Here is a 25,369-nt window from a genome sequence, read left to right as displayed (position 1 = left end):
CGATAACAATGAATGGACTGCTCTATTTACTCATTCTGCTTCAGCTTTTCTTTTATGGCGGCTAATTCATCGTCCGCACGAGTAGCCTCGGGCTTGGCAGATCCGCCCTTCTCCATGCTTTTCTCCAACTCTGCCATCAGATCATCCAGATCGTCTTCCTTCGCTCCTGCACGTAGTTCAGCCAATGCCTCGGCTTCATACAAAGCGCGGCTCGCCTTCTCCTCGAGCGTGTTGAAAGCCGCACTGGTACCACTTAACGCGGAACCACCCGAGTTTAATTCCTGCTGGGTTTTGGCGGCGGCCATTTTCCCTTTGATCTCGGTGTATCGCGCCTCTAACTTGTTCATATCCGATTCCAGCTTATCCTGCATCTGCTTCATCTTATCGGCATTGGCGGAAGCTGCTTCATATTCAGTCTGGAGATCGGTGAGCTTTTCGGCCTGCACCGCTTTTTTCTCCAGAAACTTCCGAGCGGCATCCTCGTCTCCTGCTTCCACCGATTTCTCGGCGTATCGCTGCAGTTTCTTAATCTCGGCTTGGCACTCATCCAGCGCCCGCTTTGATCTTCGTTCATCCGCTTGCACGGAGGCCGTCTCTGCCTTCACTTTACCCAGGTCGCTGTTCAAGCTCCGCATATAAGCATCGATAGTCTTCTCCGGATCTTCCGTCCGTTCCAGTAATGCGTTTATGTTCACCTTCATCACATCTTTAAACCTCGATAAGATTCCCATCATGAGTTTCCCCCTCGAAAAGTTTACATTTAATCTATAATACCCTATAAATCGCCAAAAGGTTTCATTTGCACAGATCCAATGGAATATATGTAAATAAATAACTATCAATTCCAAAAAAATAACCCTCCGACCTAGTTGATCGGAGGGTTGCGTCTATATTAGTTATCATCCCGTATTTGGATGCGTTTCTTACCGTTATCAGGCAGTTTAGGGATTTCAAGCTTGAGGATCCCGTCTTTCAGCGAAGCGGTGATTTGGTCTTCCGCTATGTTCTGCACATGAAATTTGCGTACATACTCGCCATAATGGCGTTCCTTCCGGACAATATGCTGGTCCGCATCCTCCACATTGCTTGATTCCTTGCGCACGGCCTTGATCGTTAAGTAAGGGCCTTCGTAGCTGATTTCGATGTCGTCTTTTTGAAAACCAGGCAGCTCTGCTTCAACGAGGTATGCACTCTCTGTCTCTTTCACATCCGTTTTAAAAGACATCATCGAGCTCTTGAACGGCGCAAACAGTTCCTCATTAAACGTATCTTGGAAAGTTCTCATCAGCTGTCCAAAAGCATCCTCTCTTCGCTTCCCGAATGGCATCAATTCAAACATCATACATTCCCCTTTCTCATTTGACCTTGTTTGACCTTACGCTTTAATTATATGCCTGACAGCCGTAAATGCCAAAAGCGATTCCGAAGGAAATACGGGCAAAAAGACGGATTTGACGCTGTTTTTCAAAGGAAAATGTGATGGATCTTTTAGTTTGACCTTTTTCGACCTTTATTCTGTTTCTCTTCCATTTACACTGCAATATCGATATTTAATGGGCAAAAGGTGACTATGGGGATTGAAATGCATCACTCCCAGCTACCTCAAAAATCAAGCATACAATCATTTTAGATGAATACATGTATATCACATGTATATATGATTGCAGGACATTGGCTCCAAGTAATGTTTCATGACATTATCGGATTTGGAAAGCGATTACATTTAAATTCGGAAAAATTAATGTTAGAGTTATTGACACATTTCAGTTTTTAATATAATTTTATATACAGGTAAAATACAGGTATAAAGAGGTGGGGCTATTGTGGGAAAATTGCTAACAAGAATGAATCGTGAGAAGTATATCTATTTATTGCTTCTTCCAGGTGTACTGTATTTCATTATATACCGGTATGTGCCAATGGCCGGACTGGTTATCGCATTTAAAGATTTCAATCCCTTCACGGGATTTTGGAATAGCGACTGGGTTGGTATTAAGCATTTTGCCCGCATGTTTGAGAGCAGCGAAGTCATTCAGGTGCTGGTCAACACCATCCAAATTTCACTACTCCAAATATTCGTGGCCTTCCCTGTCTCTATTATATTGGCGTTAATGCTGAACGAGCTTCGCCATGCCACGCTTAAGCGTTTCATCCAATCCTTGATCTACCTGCCCCACTTTCTGTCATGGGTCGTTGTCGTCGGCATCTTCGTCGTATTTCTTCGCGGTGAAGGGTTAGTAAACTCGGTCTTGGCAAACTTCGGATTGGAAGCGATTCCATTCCTTACGGATCCGGCCTACTTTAAGCCCATCATTATTCTCCAGGTGATCTGGAAGGAAGCCGGCTGGGGCACCATCATATTTTTGGCAGCGCTTGCAGGGGTTAATCCTTCGCTTTATGAAGCCGCTGTCATTGATGGAGCTAATCGCTGGAGACAGCTTTGGCATGTCACGTTGCCAGCCATTCGCGGCGTCATTATTATTCTGTTCATTCTTCGGCTCGGCAGCGTTCTGGACACTGGCTTTGAGCAAATCTTCTTGATGCTGAATCCATTCAATATGGATTCCGGCAATGTCCTTGATACGTATGTCTACTTCAAAGGTATCCAGCAAGGCAATATCGGCTTTGCCACTGCTGTCGGCATGTTCAAAGGCGTGATCGGCCTCGTGCTGGTGCTTTCAGCCAATCGCTTGGCAAAGCGGTTTGGCGAGGACGGATTATATTGATGCTTCTAACGACTCCTGATTAGGAAGAAGGCGATTGTAACTTATGTTGAAACGTTCACTAGGCGAGCGAGCGATAGACGGGCTGAATCTTGCCATTTTAATCATTATTGCATGTCTTATGCTGCTGCCGTTCATTCACATTCTCTCGGTATCTTTCTCGTCGTTACAGGATGTTCTCCAGAAAGACTTCATCCTGTGGCCTACGAACTGGGCTATCGATGCATATCTAGCCATCTTTGCTTCTGATTCTTTCATTCGTTCCATCTTCGTTACCATCTATATCACCGTTGTCGGAACGGCTGTAAGCCTGATTCTCACGGCCACAATGGCTTATGGACTAACGCGGAAAGTTCTGGGGCAGCGCGTCATTCTGCTGATGGTCATCTTCACCATCCTGTTCAACGCAGGCATGATTCCGATTTATCTTGTTGTGAAGGAAACCGGCCTCATGAACACCCTGTGGGCATTAATCATTCCAAGTGCCATCAGCTCCTTCAACCTCATCGTCATTCGGCAATTCTTCCTTAGCATACCGAATGAATTGTCAGAAGCTGCATTGATCGATGGAGCAAGCGAGATTCGTACCTTCTGGTCGATTATCATCCCGCTCTCCAAACCCGCTTTAGCTACATTCGGCTTATTTTACGCCGTGGGGCATTGGAACAAATATTTTGAAGGGATCCTCTATCTCAACGATGCGGCAAAATGGCCCATCCAGGTCGTTCTTAGGCAGATCGTCATTATGAATGAGGCTACCTCTACCCTAGGCTCTGATGTTATGGCGCAGCTGGAAAACCAGCCGCCGCCTGTAACGATTCAGATGGCAGCAATCCTTGTAGCCACGTTGCCGATTCTACTGGTGTATCCATTCCTGCAAAAACATTTTGCCAAGGGGGTGATGATCGGCTCTGTGAAAGGGTAATATGCCGGGAATTCCGGAATGCAGCTATACGATTGGCAACTCATAATGGAGGGGATCAGCTCAATGAATATCCGAAAATCAATGATGCTATGGGTAGTATTGATTCTTATGTTCACAGCAGCTTGTTCAAACAGCAATGGTACGACCACACCGAAGGAAGGCGTGGACAGCGGCACCAATCAACCATCAGATGCAAAGAAACCGGAAGAAACCTATAAAATTACGGGGGCAACTTACATATTCGGCAATCCGCCTCCGAAAGACGGGCGTGGCCAAAAAATGTTGAACGAGAAGTTCAATGTCGATTATTTTGCTGAAAAAATACCGAATGACAACTTCGTAGAGAAAATAACAGCGATGGTTGCTGGCGGGAGCATGCCTGATCAAATCAGCTTCCGTTCCACCAATATGGACTTATTCAATCGCTGGGCCGAACAAAACGCTTTCCTCCCGCTAAACGACTACATCGAGGAATTTGATTATTTGAAGGCGATACCTGATGAGCTGTGGCTGCCCTTCACCGTTAACGGTAAAATCTACGGAATTCCGACCTGGTCTCCGGTCGAATCCCAATCGTTCATGGTACGCAAGGATTGGCTCGACAATTTGGGTCTTCCTGTACCTACAAGTTACGAAGAGCTGAAGAAAGTCGCCATTGCGTTCACGAAGGATGATCCGGACCAGAATAACAAGCAGGATACGTACGGTCTTGCCATTGGCCAGGATATCAATCCGACCTTCGCCATGGGTCCTTACTGGCAGCATGACACCTGGTATCACCAGGATGCAGAAGGTAATTACATTCCAGGCCTGATCTCCGAAGGAAGAAAAGAGCTCATATCGTTCTTCCATGACTTATACAAGGAAAAGGCGTTGACCAGTGACTTCGCCGTTGTGAACTGGGCAGATACGAACAACGAATTTTATTCCGGCAAAGCAGGCGTATTCCTAATAGCACCTCGCGGCATGTCCCAGGATTACATGGAGGCTCTGCTTGCCATCGATCCGAAGGCCGAATTCGTTGTACTGGAGCCGTTCGCTGCACCTGATGGCTCGCAAGGCTTCACAGCTGGTGCCGGTTTCTCCAGATTTCTCACACTTAACGCCAAACTGGCCAATCAGCCGGACAAAGTGCGTAAAATGCTGGAGATCCATGAGTTCTCGCGTCAGTATTATCAAGCATCGAAAGTGACTCCAGACAATAAGGACTTCGACTGGTTCTATGGCAATGAAGGCGTGGGCTACAATTTGGACGAGAATAACGTACGCGTTCCTATTAACGAGCCGGCCAGCGGCACAGAGCCATTCCTGTATTTCATTGATAGTACGGCTTGGATTGGTCCTGAAGACGATGCAGAGTACCCCCGCGCCTACTCTGAACCGAAGCTGATCGATGCAACGCAGCAGCTTGTCGATATTAACAAAAAGTATAAGCTTTATTATCCGCCGCATGTAGGCATCATCTCACCGAAAGAGACCGAGGTCGGCGCTGAATTGACGCAGCTGCTGATGAATGAGCAGACCAAAATGATTACGGGCAATCGTCCGGTTTCCGATTGGGATGCGATGGTCCAGGAATATATGAACCGCGGAGGCGCGAAGATTATCGAGGAATACAACGCAGAAATTAAAGCTCGCGGCTATACCGAGCGTCTGTGGAAATAACTTTATTGGTTTAATTGATACCATGTTGGGCTTCACGAAGGCCCAACATCTTTTTTCTCATTACTTCATTTAAAGGTTGTGACAACGATGCCAATGGCTCGAATAGGAGTATGGCTGGATCAAGAAGCCGTAAATCATAGACACCGATATGGCGTCAACGTTTTTCAGCGATATATCTATGAAATCCTGGATCATGCAGGATTCACATATCAGCGGTTGGATCGGGCGGAGCTTATCCATCCGGACAACGTCGACATCGTCATTGCAGCTGTAGTAAGCGAACGCCCGGAAGATATGGAAGCTCTGTGGTCGTTCATGATGCAGGGCGGGATTGTCATCTCGTATGCTGGTTTGGGACCTCTCGCTGCCAGACTGGGCTTAAGGCCGTCCCGAGAGGAAGCCGTCAGCTATGCCGATTTTCAATCCGCGTGGTACAGCGACGTACCTATCCGCTGCTTCGATGCTCATCCATGGGAATGGGCAGCTGATGTCCCTGAGTTTGACTGCACGTTTCACGGCTCACTCCGCCAGAACCGCCCGGAAGGGGCGGAATGCGGCACGCTGCTTCACAGCTTCCAGATCGGGCAAGGCCGGCTGGAGCGTTGGTCCGTCGATATCCCGGCTACCATCGTCAGACTCCAGCAAGGTAAAACTCCCATCGTAACTGATGGCCTGCCCGCTCCGGACGGTACCGCTTCAGTTGATGACTGGATATTAAAAGCAGACGACGACATTCAGCAGGACTGGGAATATGACCGGACACAAACAGAGACAGGGATGGATTACTTCGCCCACCCTTATGCTGATCTCTGGAAGCAGGTTCTCGCAGGGCATCTATTACATGCTGCAGCCGGGCAAGGCTTGACGCTTCCCTTCGTGGATTATTGGCCGGACGGAGTTCAGCACGTCGCCATGATCTCCCATGACAGCGACTTGAACATTGACAAGGCAGCTGAAATTACGCTGCAAGTCCTGCGGGAGCAAAATGTGCAAAGCACCTGGTGCATGATTGAGCCAGGATATTCTCCCCATCTGTATGACCAGATCAAAGCGGACGGCCATGAGCTTGCGCTTCATTATAATGCACTCGAAATGGACGGTGGCTTCTGGTCGGAGGATGAGTTTGTACGGCAGTTAAGCTGGTTCAAATCTGCTACTGACTCTACCAATGTCATCTCCAATAAGAATCATTACACCCGCTTTGAGGGCTGGGGGGAACTCTTCGACTGGTGCGCGAAATATGATATCGCCTCCGACCAATCCCGGGGTCCAAGCAAAAAAGGGAATATCGGCTTTATTTTCGGAACCTGCCACCCTTATTTCCCAATCGCATGGTCCGATCAGCAAAACCGGATGTACCCAGTACTGGAAATTGGCTTTTTGACACAGGATCTTGATCATCACGCACTCGCCGACCAAAGCGTTATCGGCCCCTTTTTGGAAAGGGTCCAGCATGTAGGTGGGGTGGCACATTTCCTGTTTCATCAAACGCATATTCTGCAGCAGCCCAAAGTGAGGGAAGCGATTGTGGCGGTCATTCAGGAAGCCAGAAATGCCGGCTTTGAATTCTGGACCGGGAGCCAGATCAATGAATGGGTACGTGCGAAGCGTCAAATTCGGTTAGAAGGCATTGATTCCTCCGGAGAACCTGTCGTTAACAATCCAGGGCAAGCCAGAGCGGCCGTCGTTTGGACCCCCCTGCTCTCCGATGAGCCGAGCGAGGCCGAGGAATTGCAGATTCAGTATGGCATTCGATGCAAAAAAACGATACTGGCATGATGATATTTTAGCGGGGTGAGTCTATCCATGAATCAGATGCACAAGCTCGCCATACATGGCGGCGATAAAACCAAAACAACGCCTTTTGGCACTGGCAAACGATTTGGGCTGGAAGAGGCGAAGGAATTGCTTGAGGCGCTGGAACAAAACACACTGTTCTATCACTTCGGCCATAAAGTAAATAAGTTTCTGTCCGATTTCAATGATATGTACCAGGTCCCTTACAGTGTAGCCACATCGTCGGGAACGGCCGCGCTCCATGTAGCCCTCGGCGCTGCTGGCATCACAGTCGGTGACGAAGTCATCACAAGTCCCATTACGGATCAAGGTACCGTCATCGGCATCCTGTATCAGAATGCAATTCCGGTATTCGCCGATCTGGACCCTCATTCATATAATCTGGATCCGGCCTCCATTGAATCACGCATAACACCAAGAACGAAAGCAATTCTGGTCGTCCATTTGGCAGGCAATCCTTGCGATATGGATCCCATTATGGAGATCGCCAAAAAGCATAATCTGAAGGTTATTGAGGATTGTGCCCAAGCTTATCTGACGAAATATAAAAGCAGACTGGTCGGCACGATCGGTGATTATGGATGCTTTAGCACCAATGACTTCAAGCATATCTCGACCGGGGACGGTGGCATCGTCACCGTGAATTCCGGTCTGGAAGAGGACTATCATCGTACCCATGCCTTCTCTGATAAGAACTACCGCCGGATGGGGACCGACGTGGGACGAACGCCGGAAAGTCTGGCACCGAACTATCGAATGACCGAACTCCAGGGCGCTGTCGGCATAGCCCAGCTGCAAAAGCTGGAGTGGATATGTGAGCAAAGAAGCCGGATCGGTATGACGCTGGACGCTGGGCTGCAAGAGCTGCCCTCCCTGTCTATTATGAAAATACCCGAAGCGAGCACCTGTACTTATTGGTTCTATATGTTCCGGCTCGTTATGGAGAATTTGACGTGCAGCCGGGAGGATTTCTGCGCTGCACTGAGTGCCGAGGGCATCACAAACAGAATGGGCTATATTCCCGATGTCATCTATATGCAGCCCATGTTCCAGCAGAAACATGCCTATCCCGGCAGCACATTCCCGTTTGAGCTCTCTGATGTACACTATCAGCGGGGCGATTGTCCTCATGCTGAAGCCATTCTGCAGACGGCTGTGCAAGTGCCCCTGAGCGAATTCTACACCCATCAGGATGTCCTGGACATCGTTACGGCCATTCGCAAGGTTGCTCTATACTATCAAAAATAAATGGCATGAGAAATGGGAGGAAACCACGATGAGTTTTTCGGATTTGGGCATACCGGTCGATGCCGTCGAGTCCCGAACTGCAGCTGTCTGCACCAACGATTCAGGAGAGAGTCGGGTCGTTATCGCAGCCAAAGGCTTCCTGATCGTTGTTGATCCGGCAACCGGCGATTGCCAACAAGTGAATTTCCCGAATCGGGACGTCGAATACCCCTACGATACGTTCAGCAGCAAGGATGGCATGTTCTATATAGGAGCGGGCGTTATGTTCTATGCGTTTGATCCGTTTCGGCTTGAGTTCATGGATGCCCTGCGGGTGGGAGAGCAGGATGAGCTATGCGGATTCAGTTATGCCGAAGATGAACAGGGCGATATATATATGGCTTCATATCCGCAATGCCGCCTCTACCGCTATCGTAAATCCGAGCGTGATATCTCCCCCTTGGGCTCTGTGGATATAGAACAGAAGTATCCTTTCCATATGGCGGTTGACAGCCATGGCTGGGTCTATATTGGAACGGGAACATCCAAAAAGAATATCATCGCCTATGATACCCGCAGTGGGGAGAAACACTCCCTGCTGCCGGATCATCTGCGGACGACCGGTGTGGGACTGGTAAGACAAGGATACGATGATCAGCGGGATATTCGCGAACAGGATTATCTTGCTTACGCCCAAATCGGCAGCGATTGGGTCCGACTTGAACGCGGAGAAATCATCGAAAATATGCCAAGGGAACAGCCCCCCCGCTCATGGTATAGCGGTGAGAGCTTCGGAAAATTACATCGCCAGCTCCCAGGGAACTGGCAGGTAATCCGGCACAGCCTGTCCGAACGCGTGCTGATCCTTCAGCATCGTCTGACAGGGCAGCTTACGTCGATTCCCCTATCCTATAGCTCGGAAGGTGCATCGCTCTCGCCCCTCTTCCTCGGGCCGGACCGGAATATTTACGGAACATCAAACCACCCCTTGCACTTCTACATATATGAACCCGATCAAACAAGATTACATAATTGGGGGCCTCATATTATCGAGAACGGCGCTGGCGGCAATCTGGCTGCTTATGCGACCCAAGGCAATTGGATTGCCGGAGCCGCCTATCCAGGCGGTGGTCTTCATCTCTACGACATTTCGAAGCCGATTCATATAGATAAAACAACAGGAGAGCTGCGCAACCCGATCTGCGTAACGGAACATCCGATCGATATTCATCGGCCCCGATGTGCCATCGCGCTAAGTGGAGGCGAGCATATCGCTTACGGCGGTTTTCCGGGCTATGGGAGGGTAGGCGGAGGTTTATGTTTCTATCATCTTCCCTCAGGTGAGGATATGCTCATTCCCCATACGGAACTCATTCCGGATCAAAGCACCATGGCATTGGCTGAGACGATGAATGGGCATCTGATTGGGGGTACAAGCATTGAAACTCCAGGAGGCGCGGATCCGATAAGCAAAACGGCCTGTATCTATAAGCTGGACTGGCGAACCCGTACCCTACTGAACAGCTGGCAGCCCCGGGCGGATATTCGCGAATATTCCTTGCTCCTTGTGGACTCCAGAGACTGGATTCATGCGCTAACATCCAGTTCGGAATATATCGTTTTTGATCCGATAACCGAATCGCTTATCCACCAGGAAAGCCTCCAGGATTGGGGCGCAATCGTGCGACAAGGCTGGGAACTGGATGAAGCCGAAGGCTGCATTTACGGGGTACTCAGCAAAGCCGTATTCCGCATTCCCCTTGGCACCTTAACGCCTGAGCTGTTAGCTACTCCGCCAGCTCCGATTACCTCGGGCTTCGTCAAGCGGGACCGTACGTTGTATTTTGCAATCTCCACGCATCTGTGGAGCTACTCCTTATCAGAGAGGTGAATGATGAATGACTTATCCCTTATCGCGGTTAACAGAGACATCCTTTCCCAGTTTACTGGAAGATGTCGCAGATCACCAGGATTGGGTATTGAAAAGGGACCGAATCACATCAGTGTGGCAACAATATATCGGCTGGATGCCTGATTCCATCCCTTGCCGGTATGAGATTCACTCTGAAGACCAAGAGGCAGATCACACTCGCATTCATCTAACCTATGCAACTGGTTACGGCGATCATGTAACAGCTTATTTACTCATTCCAAGCCAACCGGCAGCCTCGGAGGATGGCAACAAGCGTTATCCGGCCATGCTGGCACTGCATCCCACCGATCCGCACGGAAAGGATGACATAGCAACGAGTGCCGGGCGGGCAGGCCGCAGATATGCACTGGAGCTTGTCACCAGAGGATATGTCGTGCTTGCTCCGGATACGATTACAGCTGGAGAGCGTATTTATGAAGGGACAGAGCCTTTCCAGACCGCTCCGTTCTATGCGGCTCATCCGTCCTCTACCGCCGTCGGCAAGATGATTCATGATCATCAACAAGGCATCTCACTGCTGCAATCGCTCCCCTATGTAGACCCTGATCGGATCGGGGCTATCGGCCATTCGCTGGGCGGTTATAATGCCTACTTCCTCGCAGCTGTAGATGACCGGATTAAAGCTGTCGTGTCAAGCTGCGGCTTCTGCCCTTTTATGCAGGACCCTACTCCGGAGCGCTGGGGACAGCGGGAATGGTTCTCACATATACCGAAGCTGACGGATGATTTGAACGAGGGCTTTGTTCCCTTTGAATTCCATGAAATTATGGCTCTCATGGCACCAAGGCCAATCTTTAACTGGTTCGCACAGAATGATGCCATCTTTCCGAATTGGCAGGCTGCATCATTTGCCTCCCTGGATATTCACCGCTTGTATCAATGGCTGGGCTATGAAGAGAACTACATATCCTTAATGGGTAATGAAGGTCATAACTTCCCGGATCCGATTCGCAATATGAGCTATCAGTTTCTGGATCGTTGGTTGAAAGTGGAATCTAGTATAAAATAGAAATACGCTAGTATATAATAGAAAGAAGCTGATATAACGTTATAGGAGCGGATTGTTGTGTTACGTAGAAGAGATGATTTCACGAAACGGTATCAAAAATTCAAGGATGACCTCCGCGGTGAAATACTAAGCGGACGTATTAAACCGGATGAATTTATACTACCTGAGAATACATTGAGCGAACAATATCAGCTTAGTCGCGTGTCCATACGTAAAGTTCTTGCCGAGCTTGTCGAAGAAGGTCTCATTGAAAAAATATCGGGCAAAGGAAACCGGGTTCTCGCTCCGATTAACGGTCTTGCCGTCAGAGAAACGATTAAACTTGCATGGTTTTCGACTTCTTATGAAATCGATATTGTACGCGAGATTGTTGATCGATATCAAGCGTCGCAGCCCTTTGCCAATGTTGAGCTTACGATTATACCGGAATCCGGCTATATGGAGACCATCGTCCAAATGATTGAGAGCGGTGAGGGGCCGGATCTGTTCATGGTGTCCGATAGTCAGTTCCGTCACTTGCTGGACATGAACAAGGCTCATCTAGTAGAGCCATATATCTCGCCGGAGCTGCAGCCCGAAGCTGACAGCTATCCGAAGATTTATGAGTTATTCCAATTGGCAGGCGAATCGATCATCACACCTTTCCTGTTCTCGCCCGTCGTCATATGCTATAACGAGAGCTTGTTTGACCAAGAAGGGATCAGCAGAGAACACACCATTCATAATTGGGACGCGTTGGTCCAGACCGCGAAGAAACTCACGGCCGATCTGGATGAAGATGAACGAATCGATCACTATGGCTTCTGCTTCTCCTCTTCTCCCCATCGCTGGCCGGTGTTTATGCTGCAAAATGAGGGGAGTTTGGCGTCATCCAATCGAACCTGCAATCTAGACAATGCCAACACGATCGAGGCTTTACAATTTTGCCTGGACTTAATGTATAAAGAAAAGGTCTCTCCCATCTATTCGCATGGCAGCGAGTACTTGGCAGAGTCGTTATTTGTAAAAGAACGGGTAGCCATGATCCTGAGTACGTACTATTTCATGAATGAATTCCGGGGAAGCTCGCTGCGCTGGAATGTCCGTCCTGTTCCGAAGGAGAAATCCGAGGGAACGCTGCTGCTTGGCGGAGGACTGGCAATCAACAAGAACAGCCAGCGGCTGAAGCTGACCCAGAGCTTCGTTGATTATATGGTCGGGGCAGAAGCGCAGTCACTGCTCAAAAAACTGGGATGCACCATTCCGGCACGCCGGGAAATTGCGGAGGACGATTCCTTACTGGATCCGCAGATCCACCCCAAAGATTACAATATCTTCAAGGATATTTTGCCTTATGCCAAAACGCTCTTGGAGCTAAACTTGTCGGACAGCGAACTCAATCTGCTGCGTGATGAAATGCAGCTGATGTGGATGAATATGGAGGGTCCTCAAGATGCTTGCAGCCGCATCGAAGATCTCATTAATCAGAGCCGAAAATAAGCTGGAGGCATCGCTAATTCCCGCTCCAATTATTACGATGATATTCACATAAACCGCCCTCCTGTAAATATGGAGGGCGGTTTTTTAGGGTATTCGTTAGATGGTCGAGAAAACCAAAAAAAGGAGCGCATGAACTACGCTCCTCCTGTCTGTTATTTATAGCCACCGTTTCGCGGGCGGCTCAAAAATGATCATGGTAGTTACTGTTCTTTCACAATAAGATCGATTTCACTCTTCAATAAAAGGTATCGATGCACGCTTCTCACGATCGGAACTTTGGTCAGCTTATTCTTATCGACATAGCTTCTCATTTGATCTTTGGATAAACCTAACAAATGACCTGCCTCAGAAACGGTTAATACCTCTTTTCTGCTGGTTGCATTAAACGTTTTTTTCACCTTTAAATTCCAATCTTCGAATACCTGCATGTCATCCTCAACCTTTCTTGTACGCAACGAATGAAACAAAATACTTAAGGAGCCGCGAAATTTGTCTCCTACGATTTCGTATCCTTACGCTGATTTTTTCGGTAAAGCTTGATTTGCTGATCCGACGAAACAAGGATCGGCAAGACTTTATTGCTGCTAACCATGGACGATTGACATTGTGAGCAAATGGGAACTTCCTTGAACGAGAAGTTATCTCGAATCCAACCGTTACACCCTTCCTTCGTACAAGACCAAATGGCAGTCATCTCTTCCGGCAGATTCTCCAGCGGTTTATTCCAAGAATAAGACAATGAATTTCCCCCTTAGCTACATTTTTTAACGTCTTCATGCCTTTCAAGCTTACCTAAATATAAGAAAACGTCCATCGACGTATTTTCTCTACTGACAGGCCGCCGTATAAGGAGGCTGTTCTTGCCCTTCTTCATTTCTGTACTACCCAGCTTCGCAGGAAGCTTATGCATTCCGTCAATTTAAAAAAAGACCCCAAACGAAAGGTTTGGGGATCTTTTTTCGAAGTTTTACAGTTTTACAACGTTCTCGGCTTGCTGTCCGCGGTTACCCTGGACGACATTAAATTCAACACGTTGTCCTTCATCAAGCGACTTGAAGCCGTCACCTGTGATCGCGCTGAAGTGTACGAATACGTCTTCTCCACCTTCAACCTCGATAAAACCAAATCCTTTTTCTGCGTTAAACCATTTAACTGTTCCTGTTTGCATAGAAACACCTCCTAAATTTATATGACTTTCTCATTTTTTGGTTAAAAAATAAAAAATTCACATATTGCACAAGGTTCATTATCAAAATAATAACCCTCTGCAATATGTGAATCCAGGTCAGAATCTCAATATATTCAGTATACCCTAGTGGATCTGAAATAGCAAACGGTTCCCGGCATGATCTGCAACCTATACAAAAAAAAGCGGCCGTCTCCCGGTAAACTACCGAGAAACGGCCGCAGTTGCCAATTGCTACATCTGGGTACCCGTCTGATAACTGAGCAGCTGCCGGAAGGTGCCTTTGTGATCCTGGGAGAGCTGCTGATAGCCGCCTTGCTGGATCACCCGGCCCTGATCCATCACAATGACCTGATCCGCATGGCGGATCGTAGACAGTCGATGGGCGATCACGATGATGGTCATACTTCCTTTCAGCTGCTCTAACGCTTCCTGAATCCGCTGTTCATTCTCGCTGTCGAGCGCGCTTGTGGCTTCATCCAGCACAAGAATGGACGGCCGCTTCAGAATGGCTCTGGCCAGTACGATTCGCTGGCGCTCGCCCCCCGACAGGCGAATCCCTCGGTCACCGATAACGGTATCAAGACCTTGGGGGAGTCTGTGAACGAATTCATCAGATGCGGAGAACCTCAGCGCCTCCCACAGTTCATCATCCGATGCCTCGGGAGCGGCCAGCTTCAGGTTATCGCGAATACTCTCATTGAAGAGAAACGGATCCTGCGCCACATATCCGATACTTCCCCGGAGCGACAGAAGCCGGTGTTCATCCTGGATGGACAAACCGTCCACAAGAACTTCCCCGTTCTCCGGCTGGATTAGCCCCATGAGCAGATCGATCAGCGTGCTCTTGCCTGCACCCGATTTACCGACGATGGCGGTCATACGATTAACCGGAATAAACAGGTTGATGTCTCGCAAGGCATAGATGGGGGAAGAGGAGTCATATCGGTAGTTCACATCACTGCAAGTGATTCCTTCCTGCAGTTGAAGCGCCTCCCCCTCCTTCATCGCAATTGAACCGGCCAGCTCCCGGTCCGCCTCATATTCCGCTTGCAGCTCGCGCATCGCCCGGAAGGCCGGGAGATTCGATACGAGCTGTTCCGTGCTTGATTGAATGCTGATAAATCTTGGCCATAAACGCGAAAAGATAAGTACGATCATAAGCAGCTGTTCAGCGGGTGTGTGCAGCACCCCCAGCGCCAAATATACAAACCCGGCCACCAGCAATACTGATGAAAGCCGATATATCATCTGGGACAGAGAATTGATTTTGTTGAATTGGATAAAGTTGTGTTCCATTCTTCGTGTCAGCCTGTCGAACCAGCCCATATGGGACGGCTCCAGCCGGTTACTCTTGATATCCTTGATGCCACTGAAGTGCTCGCTGATGCCGGCAAAATAATATTTTGACAGCTCCGTCGTCTGCTCACCGATCCGCTTGGATCGACGAATAAATCGGCGTCCGAATAAAGCGATGGCACCACCGCTCATCAGCACGATGAGGGTTAACATCGGGGCCAGCCATAGGGCGAGGCCAATCTGAATGAGCGTAAATACAAAGGACGAGATCATCTGCAGGCATAGATAGGTGCCCTGATTCACGCGTCCAAGCTCATTCATCATGATATGATTGAAATCCGATTTGCGATGCCGCAGGAAAAACTCCCATTTGGCATGCAGCAGTCCCTGGTAAGTTTCCATCCGCAGCTTGCGGATAAATCGCTGTAATATAGAGGCATTCAGCAGGTTCTGACTTCGCTGAAGGAAAGCCTGCCCGCCTACCATAGCGATATAGAAGGCCAGCACCATCGGCAGATTGAGTTGCAGCGACCAGGATTCGGCAAAGTTCATCAGTGTTGAAACCAGCGGCACCCCGCTCATATCCATCTGAAGGAGGCCAATCACACCGAGGAGAGGAACGATTAGATAGATGCCAATACCGTCCAGAATGCTGATGATCAGAATCATGCATAAATTAAGATAGAGCTTGAATCCGGCCATTCTATGCATTTTACGAATAAAATAAATGAGATCCTTCAATGTAATTACTCCTTATCGGATGGCTGCTTAAAGTCCGGCTCTTCGGCTCGCATATCCTTCCTTGCCGAATATTCCAACGACCGCATAGCGCTCATGCCCTTCTCTTCCCGTGATGATATAGGGACCGCTGCGAAGCCAGGCATGGGCTGCCATTCGTCCCTGATCATCCCGCCCGCTTCCCAAATACAGGGTACATGCGATGTTTCTTCGCTCCAGCATCTTCATCGCGGCTACCGCCTTCACCAAGCATTGGCTTTCCCACCATGTGACACGACTCATCGCATGCACAGCCCTTGAAATTTGGCGGAGCTGCCCAAGTTCCTGCTCCGAACAGGTAAGCGGAGTTTCCTTCATATGCTCCCCTAAAGAAGGGGCCACCTTCGCAAAAGGGAACAGCTTGAACAATCTTCCCCACGCAAGATAAATATAGGCTTCAATGAAGATAAGCTTTATGGCCACAGGAAACGCCATGTATGCTCTTGCTTTCCGGTACAGGCTCATTATGCCTCCTTCACCTGAACAAGCCCTTCACTGGCAAGCTGCTGCAGGAACTGCTGCACCTGTTGTTCGCATGTTTCAGGCTCAATATCATATTCCGCCACCAGCTGGTCCACCATACGATGAATTGCAATGGGGGACGATGCAAGTTCCCAGATTCGCCCACCGATCTTGCCCAGGTTATAATACTTTCCATTGTCGATACTGAGCATTACTTTCTCGCCATCCATATCGCTGACCAGAAAGCCTTCAGATTGCATTATCGTCACTTCGGACGTCTTCCATTCCGTATTCATGACCACAAGCCTCCTTAATATAGGTTTGCATAGCTATGCTTTCATCTGGAGAGGTTGCCACCAATCCATATTCTCCGTATACCATTGAACGGTATGTTTCAGCCCGTCCACAAAGTCGTATTGAGGCCTCCAACCGAGTTCATTCATGATTTTGTCAGGGCGATTTGCATACCGATAATCCTGTCCGGGTCGATCCTCGACATATTCGATCAGATGTTTGGGCTTATCCAACATGTCCAATAGTAAATGAACGACCTCAATGGTTCTCTTTTCTTGTTTGGAGCCAATGTTATACACCTCTCCGCGGCGGCCATGATGCAGAACCTTGTCGATTGCCATGTTGTTGTCACGAACAAAGACCCAGTCGCGGATGCTGTGGCCTTCGCCATGTATCGGGATACGCTGATTATGAAGCGCGTTCAATATGACCATGGGGATGAGCTTCTCGGGATATTGCGCAGGACCGTAAGTATTTCCAAACCGGACGATATTAAATGGCAGGCCGTACGTGTTGCCATAGGCTGAAACCAGCATATCCGCGCTTGCCTTACTGGCGGAATAGGGGTTACTGGGGGCAATCTGGGACTCTTCCGTAAAGGAGCCTGTGTCACCCAGCGACCCGTATACTTCATCCGTGGATATTTGCAAGAACAACTTGATGTTATTCTTGATTGCAGCATCCAGTAGAGATTGAGTGCCATTAATGTTCGATGTTACAAAAACCAGAGGATCCCTAATACTCCGATCAACATGCGACTCTGCAGCAAAATGGATGATGATATCAACCTCATAGCCTCTAATCAGAGAGTCCGTGCGGTCTCTATCACAAATATCACCGTGAATGAAGGTATAGTTAGGATGTTTGATAAAATCCGCAATATTATTCATATTGCCTGAGTACGTCAATTTATCCATATTTATAAAACGATAGGAAGGATATTGGTGAAGCATCAGGCGCAAGAAATTACTCCCGACAAATCCGGCTCCGCCTGTAATTAATATCGTTGGACTGACTGGCAAAAGGTTGCTATCAGACATGGTTATCCTCCTTCGCATCTCACGGCTATGTTCATCGCTATACGGATTGCTGCTTAATTTGCCTCCAAAACCATAAAAAGGGCCGCAACGGGACATATAAAAAATATAGCGGTTTAGGCAAAGGCAGCTGCAGGGCATCCCGAGAGCTGGGAAGCAGCTTATTGAAGATATATAGGACTCTCTGTTTGCCGGACATTAACGAAAAGAGATAGCGGTTATAATGCCAGGCTACGCTTTTTTCCGGTACAGGATTCAATTGCACGATTCTTTTGATGTAATAAAGGGACTTCTCCGCCAATCGAAGCGACCTGGCGTTAATCGTCGACATTTCCAAATCATGCGGGACCTTTACCGACAATAAAAGCGACGATAGGATAAAGGCCTGCCCTGCATACATCTCGCCTCCGTTACGTGCAAAATGCTGCTTCATCCGACTACTGTCGAGTAGAGGCAGCAAACGGGCGATATCCATTAACCAACGCAGCCGAAACCAGCCATGCCTCGCTCCATGATCCGTCAGATAACACAACAAATCTTCATGACCGAGACAGAAATAGGTTTGATGAGACATCACCGCCTCACCCCGCCGCTGCCATAACGATTCAAACGAGTAAGATTTGCTGTAATGCGGGTTTAACCGCCAATGAATTTCAACCTGAACCGAATGCTCCCGGTGCTCGTAGGATCGATGATGGCTTTTCTTCTTCCAATTACCCAGAACGATCTCTTCTTCAGATTCATATCCAAGCTGTGACAGGATAGTTTCCGCCTTCTCCACATCTTCGGCATCAACGAGAATATCCAGATCCTTCGATGTTCTGTGCGCCACGTCTCCATACAGATTCAGCGCCAGAAGCGGCCCCTTGAGCCAAAGATTCCGAATCCCTTGGCTGGCAAATGATTCACATATTCGGCTCATCTCTCTGCTGAGATGGAGCATCTTGATAGTGTTATCATGATAATGCCGTTGAAGGGATTGCATGACATGAACCGGAACAAGGGAAGTATTCTTCTTCAAGGCCAAGTAAACCAGCGGATATACACGATGATGCAAGGCAAGCTTCATGAACAGATTCCAATCCATCTCAGATGCTTCCTGCAGTGCAATTCCTTCCTCACAGTCCGGGTTCCGTAAAATCGATAGCAGAAACGACAGTTCCCTCGGCATATCGCTCAAGTCCAGCTCTAATGCATCCTCCAAGATCATCACAACAACCACCTCAAAAAATTTTGTTAGTTATAGCATAATGAATGGCGCGGTTTCTTTAACGCCCCGATTCATGCCCGGACGGCCCACAGAATAATACATAAGCTGTGTATCAGCCAGTTGTTCTTCCTCATAAATATTGCGGCCATCGATCAAATACGGCGATTTCAGCCACCTTTCGATATCAGATAACGGAATCTGCCGGAATTCTTCCCATTCCGTTAGAATGCATAATGCATCTGATTGCCAGGCGGCCTCGCGTGCATTCTCGCAGTAGATCAGTCCGCTGACATCGCAGTGATATCTGAAATTATCTGCTGCAATCGGATCGTAAGCCTTCACTACGGCTCCCATATCCGATAAAGCGGCAATAATTTCAAAGGCAGGAGAATCGCGTACATCATCCGTCTCCGGCTTAAACGCCAATCCCCATATACCGATCGTCTTCCCGGAAAGCTGGCCCAATAAGGATGCGAGCTTGCGAATGACGTTAAAACGCTGCTGCCGGTTCACCTCGACGACCGATTTTAACAGCTTAAAATCATAATCCATCTGTCCGGCGATTTGAATCAAAGCCTGTGTATCTTTCGGGAAGCAAGAACCGCCGTAGCCAATGCCCGCCTTCAAAAATGAAGCACCGATGCGTTGATCAAATCCCATCCCATACGCCACCTTCGTCACATCCGCACCTACCTTTTCACAGATGTTCGCAATCTCGTTGATAAACGAAATTTTGGTTGCAAGAAATGCATTGGAGGCATATTTGATCATCTCCGCGCTGCGAATGTCCGTTACGATAATGTTCGAGGTCAGGCTCTGATGGAGCGTGGTCAGATGCTGCCCTACACTTGGGCTGTCAGTACCGATCACGATACGGTCCGGATTCATGGTGTCTTGAACCGCAGTCCCCTCCCGCAGAAACTCCGGTACAGAAGCGATATCGAACGGCACGCTCGTGCACTTGGCCACGATATCCCGAATCCGCTCGTTTGTCCCAACCGGCACCGTACTCTTAGTGACAATGATTTTATAGCCGTTTATCGCTTGGCCGATCTCCTGCGCAGCTTGCTCAATAAAGCTTAAGTTAGCCTGCCCGGTCGGCAGCGACGGCGTTCCTACAGCGATGATAATGACTTCGGAAGGCTGAATTGACGCTCTTAAATCCGTCGAGAAGCGCAATCGGCCCCTTTCCCGGTTCGCTTTAATTAATGCCTGCAGCCCTGGCTCATAGATCGGAACTTCGCCGCGATTCAGCATATCCACCTTGGCTTCGATATGATCCACGCATATGACTTCATGGCCAAGCTCGGAGAAGCACACACCGGATACCAATCCGACGTAACCTGCGCCGATTACTGTTATTTTCATTCTCTACACCTCACCGTTTGTTTGTTCCCCAAGGTCTCTTCCATTCTTAAGTCAAGACGCTAATCTTGATTTCCTCCCAGTCCATGGCCAATCTGACGATATCATCCTCAATCAGCTCGCTGCCCGTCTGGACCTCGATGATTTCGATATCTGTAATCGCCCGCAGGCTGTGCCTTGCTTCCGCCGATATGATGACAACATCACCCTTGCCGATCATACGAACGCTGCCATCCAAGATCATCTCGCCTTGTCCAGAGACCACGGTCCATACTTCGCTGCGCAGCAGATGATATTGATAGCTCAAATTCTTCCCTTGGAGTACGCATATCCGCTTCGTTAATACTTCGTTGCCGTTTGGGTATTTGACGTAATCCAATACGCGATAGCGTCCCCAGCGGCGCTCTTCGTACATGGGGCGCTGATCACCGAACTGGAGCACTTCCTTAATCCGCATGCTGGCACTCTTCTCCGATACCAAGATGCCGTCGGGACTAGCTGCTACGATCAGATTGGGTGCCGCAATCACCGTAATGGGAATGTCCAACTCGTTGATGACGTGCGTGTTGGAAGAGTCCTCCGTCAGCGTTCCCTTTCCAATCAGCTGTGTATGAACCTCTTCGGTTAAGGCGTCCCAGGTACCAAGATCCTTCCATAACCCTTGGTAGGGCAGCGCAACGATACGCTTCGCCTGCTCGACGACTGCATAATCAAAGCTTGTTTTCTCAACTTGGCTGTATTGCCTCAGCAGCTCGTCATACTGAATCGGCAGAGATCGCTCCAAGAGATAATCAAGGATATATTCCAGGCGAAAGGCGAATACGCCGCAGTTCCATAAGGCAGACTGCTCGATAAGTCCCCTTGCAACCTCTTCTTTCGGCTTCTCAACAAAATGGCTTACTTCGCAGTACTCCGTGCCGTTCTCCAGCTTGGCTATCGCTTTGGGCACGATATAACCGAACTTTGAGGAAGGATGATCCGGTGAAACACCGATTAATCCCACGTCCGCCCCCGTTTCCTGCATGAGCTCCTCCAGCTCCTGCACTTTACTGAAGAAGTGAGCGTCCACATAGGGATCTACCGGGAGGACGATCGCGATATCCTGAGGGCTGGCGCTTTTTACGGAATACAGATAGCACACCGATAAGGCAATGGCCGGGAATGTGTCCCGCCGCTCGGGCTCAACAATGATCTCCACTTCATAACCGAGCTGATTCTGCAGCAGCTCCACCTGCGATTTGCCAGTAGCCACCACGGCCGATTGTTGTAAATTCATAAGCCCCAGCTGACTCCATACCCGCTGTACCATCGATTCCCGCTTACCTGTTGCATCATTTAGTATTTTCAGGAACTGTTTGGATCTGGTTTCATTCGATAATGGCCATAGCCGGTTCCCGCTTCCCCCAGATAACAGTACGATCTGCATGGTTAATAGCTCCCTTCCATTTGCGCAACCTTGGCGCCTCTCTCTTTGGCGTTCATCGCTCCTTCAATGCTGGATTGCAATCGTTCCATGAATATATCCTCGCTGAAAGCCTCTGCGTGCAGCCTTATCCGAGTCGCATCCCAGTCATATGTTTCAAAATGCTTGATCGTTTCCATCAAGGATTCCACCGTCTGTTCTTCGAAGAACAGGCCAGTCTGTTCAGCTACAACGGTGTCCAGAGCCCCGCCTCCGCGATAAGCGATGATCGGTCGGCCGCAGGCGTTCACCTCGAGCGGCGTGATCCCGAAGTCCTCGAGCCCTGGAAAGATCAGTGCTTTGCAGTGCTGCATATAGCGGACGACTTCCTCGTCGCTTCTTCTGCCAAGGAAGGTAACCGTATCACCTGCCAGCTGTTCCAGCCGCTGCCGGTCAGTGCCGTCTCCAACAATGAGCAGTTTTTGGCCCAGCCGGGTGCAAGCCTGAACGGCAAGATCCATGCGTTTGTAGGACACCAGCCTTGAGACCACAAGGAAATAGTCGCCGGGGCCTTCCTCGCTAACACTGAACCGGCTGATATCTACCGGCGGAAATATAATGGGTGCCTTTACCCCGTATGTGCGGCTGATGCGTTCCTTCACAATGGTCGAATTGGCAATCAAGCGGTCTACCCGTGCGGAATTGCTGCGATCCCATCTCTGCAGCGGGTAGGTCAGCCATTTCGCTATCCGCTTCAGGCTTCTTGGTACGGCAATGCCTTCCATATAGCCTTCAAAATCCCAGGCGAATCGCATCGGGGTGTGGCAGTAGCATACATGCACGCTGCCCCTTTCCTTTCGCGCTCCCTTTGCATAAGCGCTGCTAGAGCTTAGGATGAGATCATAGCCTTTCAGCTTCATGGAGGAGACAGCGAAAGGATACAGCCAGAAGAACAACTTGAATCTCCGCAAAATTCCCGGTATTCGCTGCATCCAGGTCGTATGAATGACCGCATCCTGTAATTCCGGAAGCAATTTATCCAGGTCAACAATGGTCGTATAAATTGGCGCATCGGGAAACATTTTTCGGAACACGGCAACTACCCGTTCTGCGCCGCCCATTTGATTGAGATAATCGTGGACAATGGCCACTTTTACGTTTCGCATTTATATGAACTCCTTTGCATGCTGACGCTCTATTAATCCAGTTCCCGCTCCCTTTCCTTTCAGCAGCAGTTGATATATGTCCTCAACCTTCCGTGCTGTCTGAGTTATGGAGAACAAATCCCTTGCCCGGATCTCCCCATTTCTGCTGAATGAAGATCTCACTGTCTCATCCGACAAAATTTGATGGATACAATGAGTGAGTCCGGCAGTATCTCCGATTTCATACATAAGCCCACTAACCCCATGCTCGATGATCTCGGGTACGCCGCCCCCTCTTGTTCCCACAACAGGTGTCCCTTGCGACATGGCTTCAATAATGACCCGTCCAAAAGGTTCTTGGTCGGAGCATAATAAAAGGAGATCTGCTGCACAGCAGATCTCCAATACATCTTCACGGTATCCCGTGAATACGACATGATCTTCAAGCCCCAGGGATGCAACCTTCTCCTGTAGGCTATCCAGATAACGTTTATTCTCGAGCCTGAACTTGGCTTCTCCGACGATCCAGAGAACGATGTTTCGTTCCTCTTGTACAAGAGTAGCCAATGCCTCTATTGCGTCTTCTTGTCTCTTCCAGGGAGCAATTTGCCCAATAATAGTTAATACCTGTGCATCCGGCGGTGTCGATAATTCCAGCCGAATTCGTTCTCTAATCCGTTGTTTGTTTTCGCTGTCAAAGCTCTGCATTTCCACCCCGTTGTGCACAAGATGACATCGCCCCTTAACCGCAGGATGCTTGATACCGTCAATGACGGACTCAGAAATACCGATGATTGCCTGCGCTGTATGTCCGGCAAACTTCTTGATAAGCTTTCCGATGATTCCCTGCGGAGGCATATCCCGTATATGCCATACGACAGGCAGCTGATGGTACCATCTGAACAGTCCGGCCATGATCCCTGCTCTTATGGAGTTGGCATGTATGAGATCCACCCGGCTTCTCTTCATAAGCCGCGCAAGCCTCCATCCTGCCCACAGCATGCCCATCACATAAACGATCAGAAGAAACGGATTTTTGGTCATTCTCGCCCGGTAGCTCGGAAGAGCAACGCATTCAAGTCCTTGGCTGCGTGCCTTCTGCAGCAATTCTCCCTCGGGAGCGAACACAACCGGATGGGCTTTCGTCAGATGCTTTGCAGTCAGCATGAGGCTGATCTCCGCACCACTGATCGCGCTGGTATGGTTATAAAAAGCAATTCTCATCTTCTGAATACCTTTCTTTTATTGACTTCTTCTGCAAATACCTCGGTCACGGATTCCGCCACGCGGCTCCATGTATATCGGTTCAACACATGCTCCCTGCACGCTTCCCGGGAGGGAAGGAATGAATCATTATTTAGAACGTCTATGATCTTCTTGCCAATCGCTTCGGAGGAGCCATCCTCAAACATCAAATCATCCGATATGCCCCGCAAAATCTCCTTTGTGCCCCCATAAGGAGTTCCCAGAACCGGCGTTCCACATGCCAGGGACTCTACCGTGATCAAGCCAAAGCCTTCAAGCGTCAGTGTCGGAACGACGCTGATATCCGCAGCCTGGTAATATTGAACGAGCTCTTCATTTGAAATTCTGCCCAGTAACTTCACATTGGCTGAGAGACCCAATTCCTGAATCAATTCATCATATTCCGCCCTCATTGGTCCATCACCACCGATGAATAATTGAACGTCGGGGTGTATAAGAATGACGTCTGCCATGGCATGGATCAAACGATCAATACCCATTCTGCGTACAAGTCTGCGGATGCAGAACAGCACGGGTTGACCAGGAGATAGCCCCAATTGCAACTTCAATTGCTCACGATGAGGATGAGGATGGAAGCGATTGTGGTCAACCGCGCCGGGTATGATATGAATTTTACTGTCCTCAATACCATAGGTGTTCGTTAAAATGTCTCGGAAGTATTCGCTGAGTACGATAAAGCTGTCGGAGCGGCGGTAGGTTAGTTGTTCTACTTGCTTTTTGAGCCAGAACTTGGTTTCCCTTATGGAATTCATCGCGCCTGACGTCTGTTGTACCTCTGTTTCCATTGCCCAAGGACCATGAAAATGCGTGATGATCGGGACATGAGACGGGATTACCCTCCTTGTGATCATCGTTGTGTAGAATGCAAAGTGCGGATTAAACACGTCCGGTTGAAATGATTTTACTGCCTGATGTGTATGCTTCTTAACCAACCGCATTCGAGGCAGATAATGGTTAGCTTCGCTATCATGTGTAACATTTCTAATGTTAAGATCCGTCGTTAACCGGGAGCCCTTCGGAGCTACGATAAAGCCCAGTTCAGAATGTCCATGCTCTTTCATGGCGTTAGCGTAATCGGCAAAATAACGGTTCAGCCCTCCGTACTGGATATCGATCCAGCCCATTCCAGTGGACAGCACATTCATGATTATCTCTCTTTTCTCCTAGG

General features: G+C 48.9%; 23 protein-coding genes. 8 read left to right on the top strand and 15 right to left on the bottom strand.

Annotated features, from left to right (window positions below; genetic code table 11):
- Positions 1–26: 26 nt before the first annotated feature.
- The gene (locus ABEQ74_RS08080) at positions 27–731 is read right to left on the bottom strand and encodes a PspA/IM30 family protein (RefSeq protein ID WP_430121322.1); all 705 of its coding nucleotides are present in this window, start codon (positions 729–731) and stop codon (positions 27–29) included.
- A 161-nt stretch (positions 732–892) separates the two neighbouring features.
- Positions 893–1,339 (bottom strand): Hsp20/alpha crystallin family protein, encoded by a 447-nt coding sequence (locus tag ABEQ74_RS08075; RefSeq protein ID WP_430121269.1) that lies wholly within the window; start codon positions 1,337–1,339, stop codon positions 893–895.
- Positions 1,340–1,844: 505 nt separating this feature from the next.
- Between ABEQ74_RS08075 and ABEQ74_RS08070 the strand changes: the two genes are divergently transcribed.
- The 8 genes from ABEQ74_RS08070 to ABEQ74_RS08035 all read left to right on the top strand — a co-directional run bounded on the left by ABEQ74_RS08070 (position 1,845) and on the right by ABEQ74_RS08035 (position 12,758).
- Positions 1,845–2,726: an ABC transporter permease gene (locus ABEQ74_RS08070; protein ID WP_430121320.1), complete on the top strand. Its 882-nt coding sequence runs from the start codon at positions 1,845–1,847 to the stop codon at positions 2,724–2,726.
- A gap of 43 nt (positions 2,727–2,769) precedes the next feature.
- Complete coding sequence (locus tag ABEQ74_RS08065) at positions 2,770–3,648, top strand: carbohydrate ABC transporter permease (RefSeq protein WP_430121267.1); 879 nt, start codon at positions 2,770–2,772, stop codon at positions 3,646–3,648.
- Positions 3,649–3,711: 63 nt separating this feature from the next.
- Positions 3,712–5,313, top strand: a complete 1,602-nt coding sequence (locus ABEQ74_RS08060) for an extracellular solute-binding protein (protein ID WP_430121265.1) — start codon at positions 3,712–3,714, stop codon at positions 5,311–5,313.
- An 87-nt stretch (positions 5,314–5,400) separates the two neighbouring features.
- The gene (locus tag ABEQ74_RS08055; RefSeq protein WP_430121263.1) at positions 5,401–7,092 is read left to right on the top strand and encodes a hypothetical protein; all 1,692 of its coding nucleotides are present in this window, start codon (positions 5,401–5,403) and stop codon (positions 7,090–7,092) included.
- A 27-nt stretch (positions 7,093–7,119) separates the two neighbouring features.
- Positions 7,120–8,358, top strand: a complete 1,239-nt coding sequence (locus ABEQ74_RS08050; RefSeq protein ID WP_430121261.1) for a DegT/DnrJ/EryC1/StrS family aminotransferase — start codon at positions 7,120–7,122, stop codon at positions 8,356–8,358.
- A 28-nt stretch (positions 8,359–8,386) separates the two neighbouring features.
- Positions 8,387–10,228: a hypothetical protein gene (locus ABEQ74_RS08045; RefSeq protein WP_430121259.1), complete on the top strand. Its 1,842-nt coding sequence runs from the start codon at positions 8,387–8,389 to the stop codon at positions 10,226–10,228.
- Positions 10,229–10,235: 7 nt separating this feature from the next.
- On the top strand, positions 10,236–11,279 hold the full coding sequence (locus ABEQ74_RS08040; protein ID WP_430121257.1) for an alpha/beta hydrolase family protein: 1,044 nt from the start codon (positions 10,236–10,238) through the stop codon (positions 11,277–11,279).
- Between the two features lie 57 nt (positions 11,280–11,336).
- Entirely contained in the window at positions 11,337–12,758 is a 1,422-nt protein-coding gene (locus ABEQ74_RS08035; RefSeq protein WP_430121255.1) for an extracellular solute-binding protein, read from the top strand.
- Between the two features lie 200 nt (positions 12,759–12,958).
- Here the strand turns inward: ABEQ74_RS08035 and ABEQ74_RS08030 are convergent, their stop codons facing one another.
- From ABEQ74_RS08030 to ABEQ74_RS07970, 13 genes are all read right to left on the bottom strand, one after another.
- Positions 12,959–13,186: a DNA-binding protein gene (locus tag ABEQ74_RS08030; RefSeq protein ID WP_430121253.1), complete on the bottom strand. Its 228-nt coding sequence runs from the start codon at positions 13,184–13,186 to the stop codon at positions 12,959–12,961.
- 68 nt (positions 13,187–13,254) lie between these two features.
- Positions 13,255–13,497 (bottom strand): cold-shock protein, encoded by a 243-nt coding sequence (locus tag ABEQ74_RS08025; protein WP_430121251.1) that lies wholly within the window; start codon positions 13,495–13,497, stop codon positions 13,255–13,257.
- A gap of 228 nt (positions 13,498–13,725) precedes the next feature.
- On the bottom strand, positions 13,726–13,926 hold the full coding sequence (locus tag ABEQ74_RS08020) for a cold-shock protein (protein ID WP_006207692.1): 201 nt from the start codon (positions 13,924–13,926) through the stop codon (positions 13,726–13,728).
- Positions 13,927–14,178: 252 nt separating this feature from the next.
- A complete protein-coding gene (locus tag ABEQ74_RS08015; protein WP_430121249.1) occupies positions 14,179–15,984 on the bottom strand; it encodes an ABC transporter ATP-binding protein in 1,806 nt (601 codons plus the stop codon).
- A gap of 27 nt (positions 15,985–16,011) precedes the next feature.
- Positions 16,012–16,485, bottom strand: a complete 474-nt coding sequence (locus ABEQ74_RS08010; RefSeq protein ID WP_430121247.1) for a lasso peptide biosynthesis B2 protein — start codon at positions 16,483–16,485, stop codon at positions 16,012–16,014.
- A complete protein-coding gene (locus ABEQ74_RS08005) occupies positions 16,485–16,778 on the bottom strand; it encodes a lasso peptide biosynthesis PqqD family chaperone (protein ID WP_430121245.1) in 294 nt (97 codons plus the stop codon). Before ABEQ74_RS08005 ends, ABEQ74_RS08010 begins: the two co-directional genes overlap by 1 nt.
- A 33-nt stretch (positions 16,779–16,811) precedes the next feature.
- Positions 16,812–17,816 (bottom strand): dTDP-glucose 4,6-dehydratase, encoded by a 1,005-nt coding sequence (gene rfbB, locus ABEQ74_RS08000; protein WP_430121243.1) that lies wholly within the window; start codon positions 17,814–17,816, stop codon positions 16,812–16,814.
- A 37-nt stretch (positions 17,817–17,853) separates the two neighbouring features.
- Complete coding sequence (locus ABEQ74_RS07995; RefSeq protein WP_430121241.1) at positions 17,854–19,023, bottom strand: nucleotidyltransferase domain-containing protein; 1,170 nt, start codon at positions 19,021–19,023, stop codon at positions 17,854–17,856.
- A 30-nt stretch (positions 19,024–19,053) separates the two neighbouring features.
- Positions 19,054–20,391: a UDP-glucose dehydrogenase family protein gene (locus ABEQ74_RS07990; protein WP_430121239.1), complete on the bottom strand. Its 1,338-nt coding sequence runs from the start codon at positions 20,389–20,391 to the stop codon at positions 19,054–19,056.
- A gap of 46 nt (positions 20,392–20,437) precedes the next feature.
- The gene (locus ABEQ74_RS07985; RefSeq protein WP_430121237.1) at positions 20,438–21,814 is read right to left on the bottom strand and encodes a sugar phosphate nucleotidyltransferase; all 1,377 of its coding nucleotides are present in this window, start codon (positions 21,812–21,814) and stop codon (positions 20,438–20,440) included.
- 2 nt (positions 21,815–21,816) lie between these two features.
- Positions 21,817–22,956: a glycosyltransferase gene (locus ABEQ74_RS07980; RefSeq protein WP_430121235.1), complete on the bottom strand. Its 1,140-nt coding sequence runs from the start codon at positions 22,954–22,956 to the stop codon at positions 21,817–21,819.
- Positions 22,957–24,159 (bottom strand): glycosyltransferase family 4 protein, encoded by a 1,203-nt coding sequence (locus ABEQ74_RS07975; RefSeq protein WP_430121233.1) that lies wholly within the window; start codon positions 24,157–24,159, stop codon positions 22,957–22,959.
- Positions 24,156–25,346: a glycosyltransferase family 4 protein gene (locus ABEQ74_RS07970; RefSeq protein WP_430121231.1), complete on the bottom strand. Its 1,191-nt coding sequence runs from the start codon at positions 25,344–25,346 to the stop codon at positions 24,156–24,158. Before ABEQ74_RS07970 ends, ABEQ74_RS07975 begins: the two co-directional genes overlap by 4 nt.
- Between the last annotated feature and the right edge of the window lie 23 nt (positions 25,347–25,369).

The organism is Paenibacillus solani (genome assembly GCF_050475945.1).
Classification (GTDB): Bacteria; Bacillota; Bacilli; order Paenibacillales; family Paenibacillaceae; genus Paenibacillus_AQ; species Paenibacillus_AQ solani_A.
This window is presented reverse-complemented; position numbering and strand designations above follow the sequence as displayed.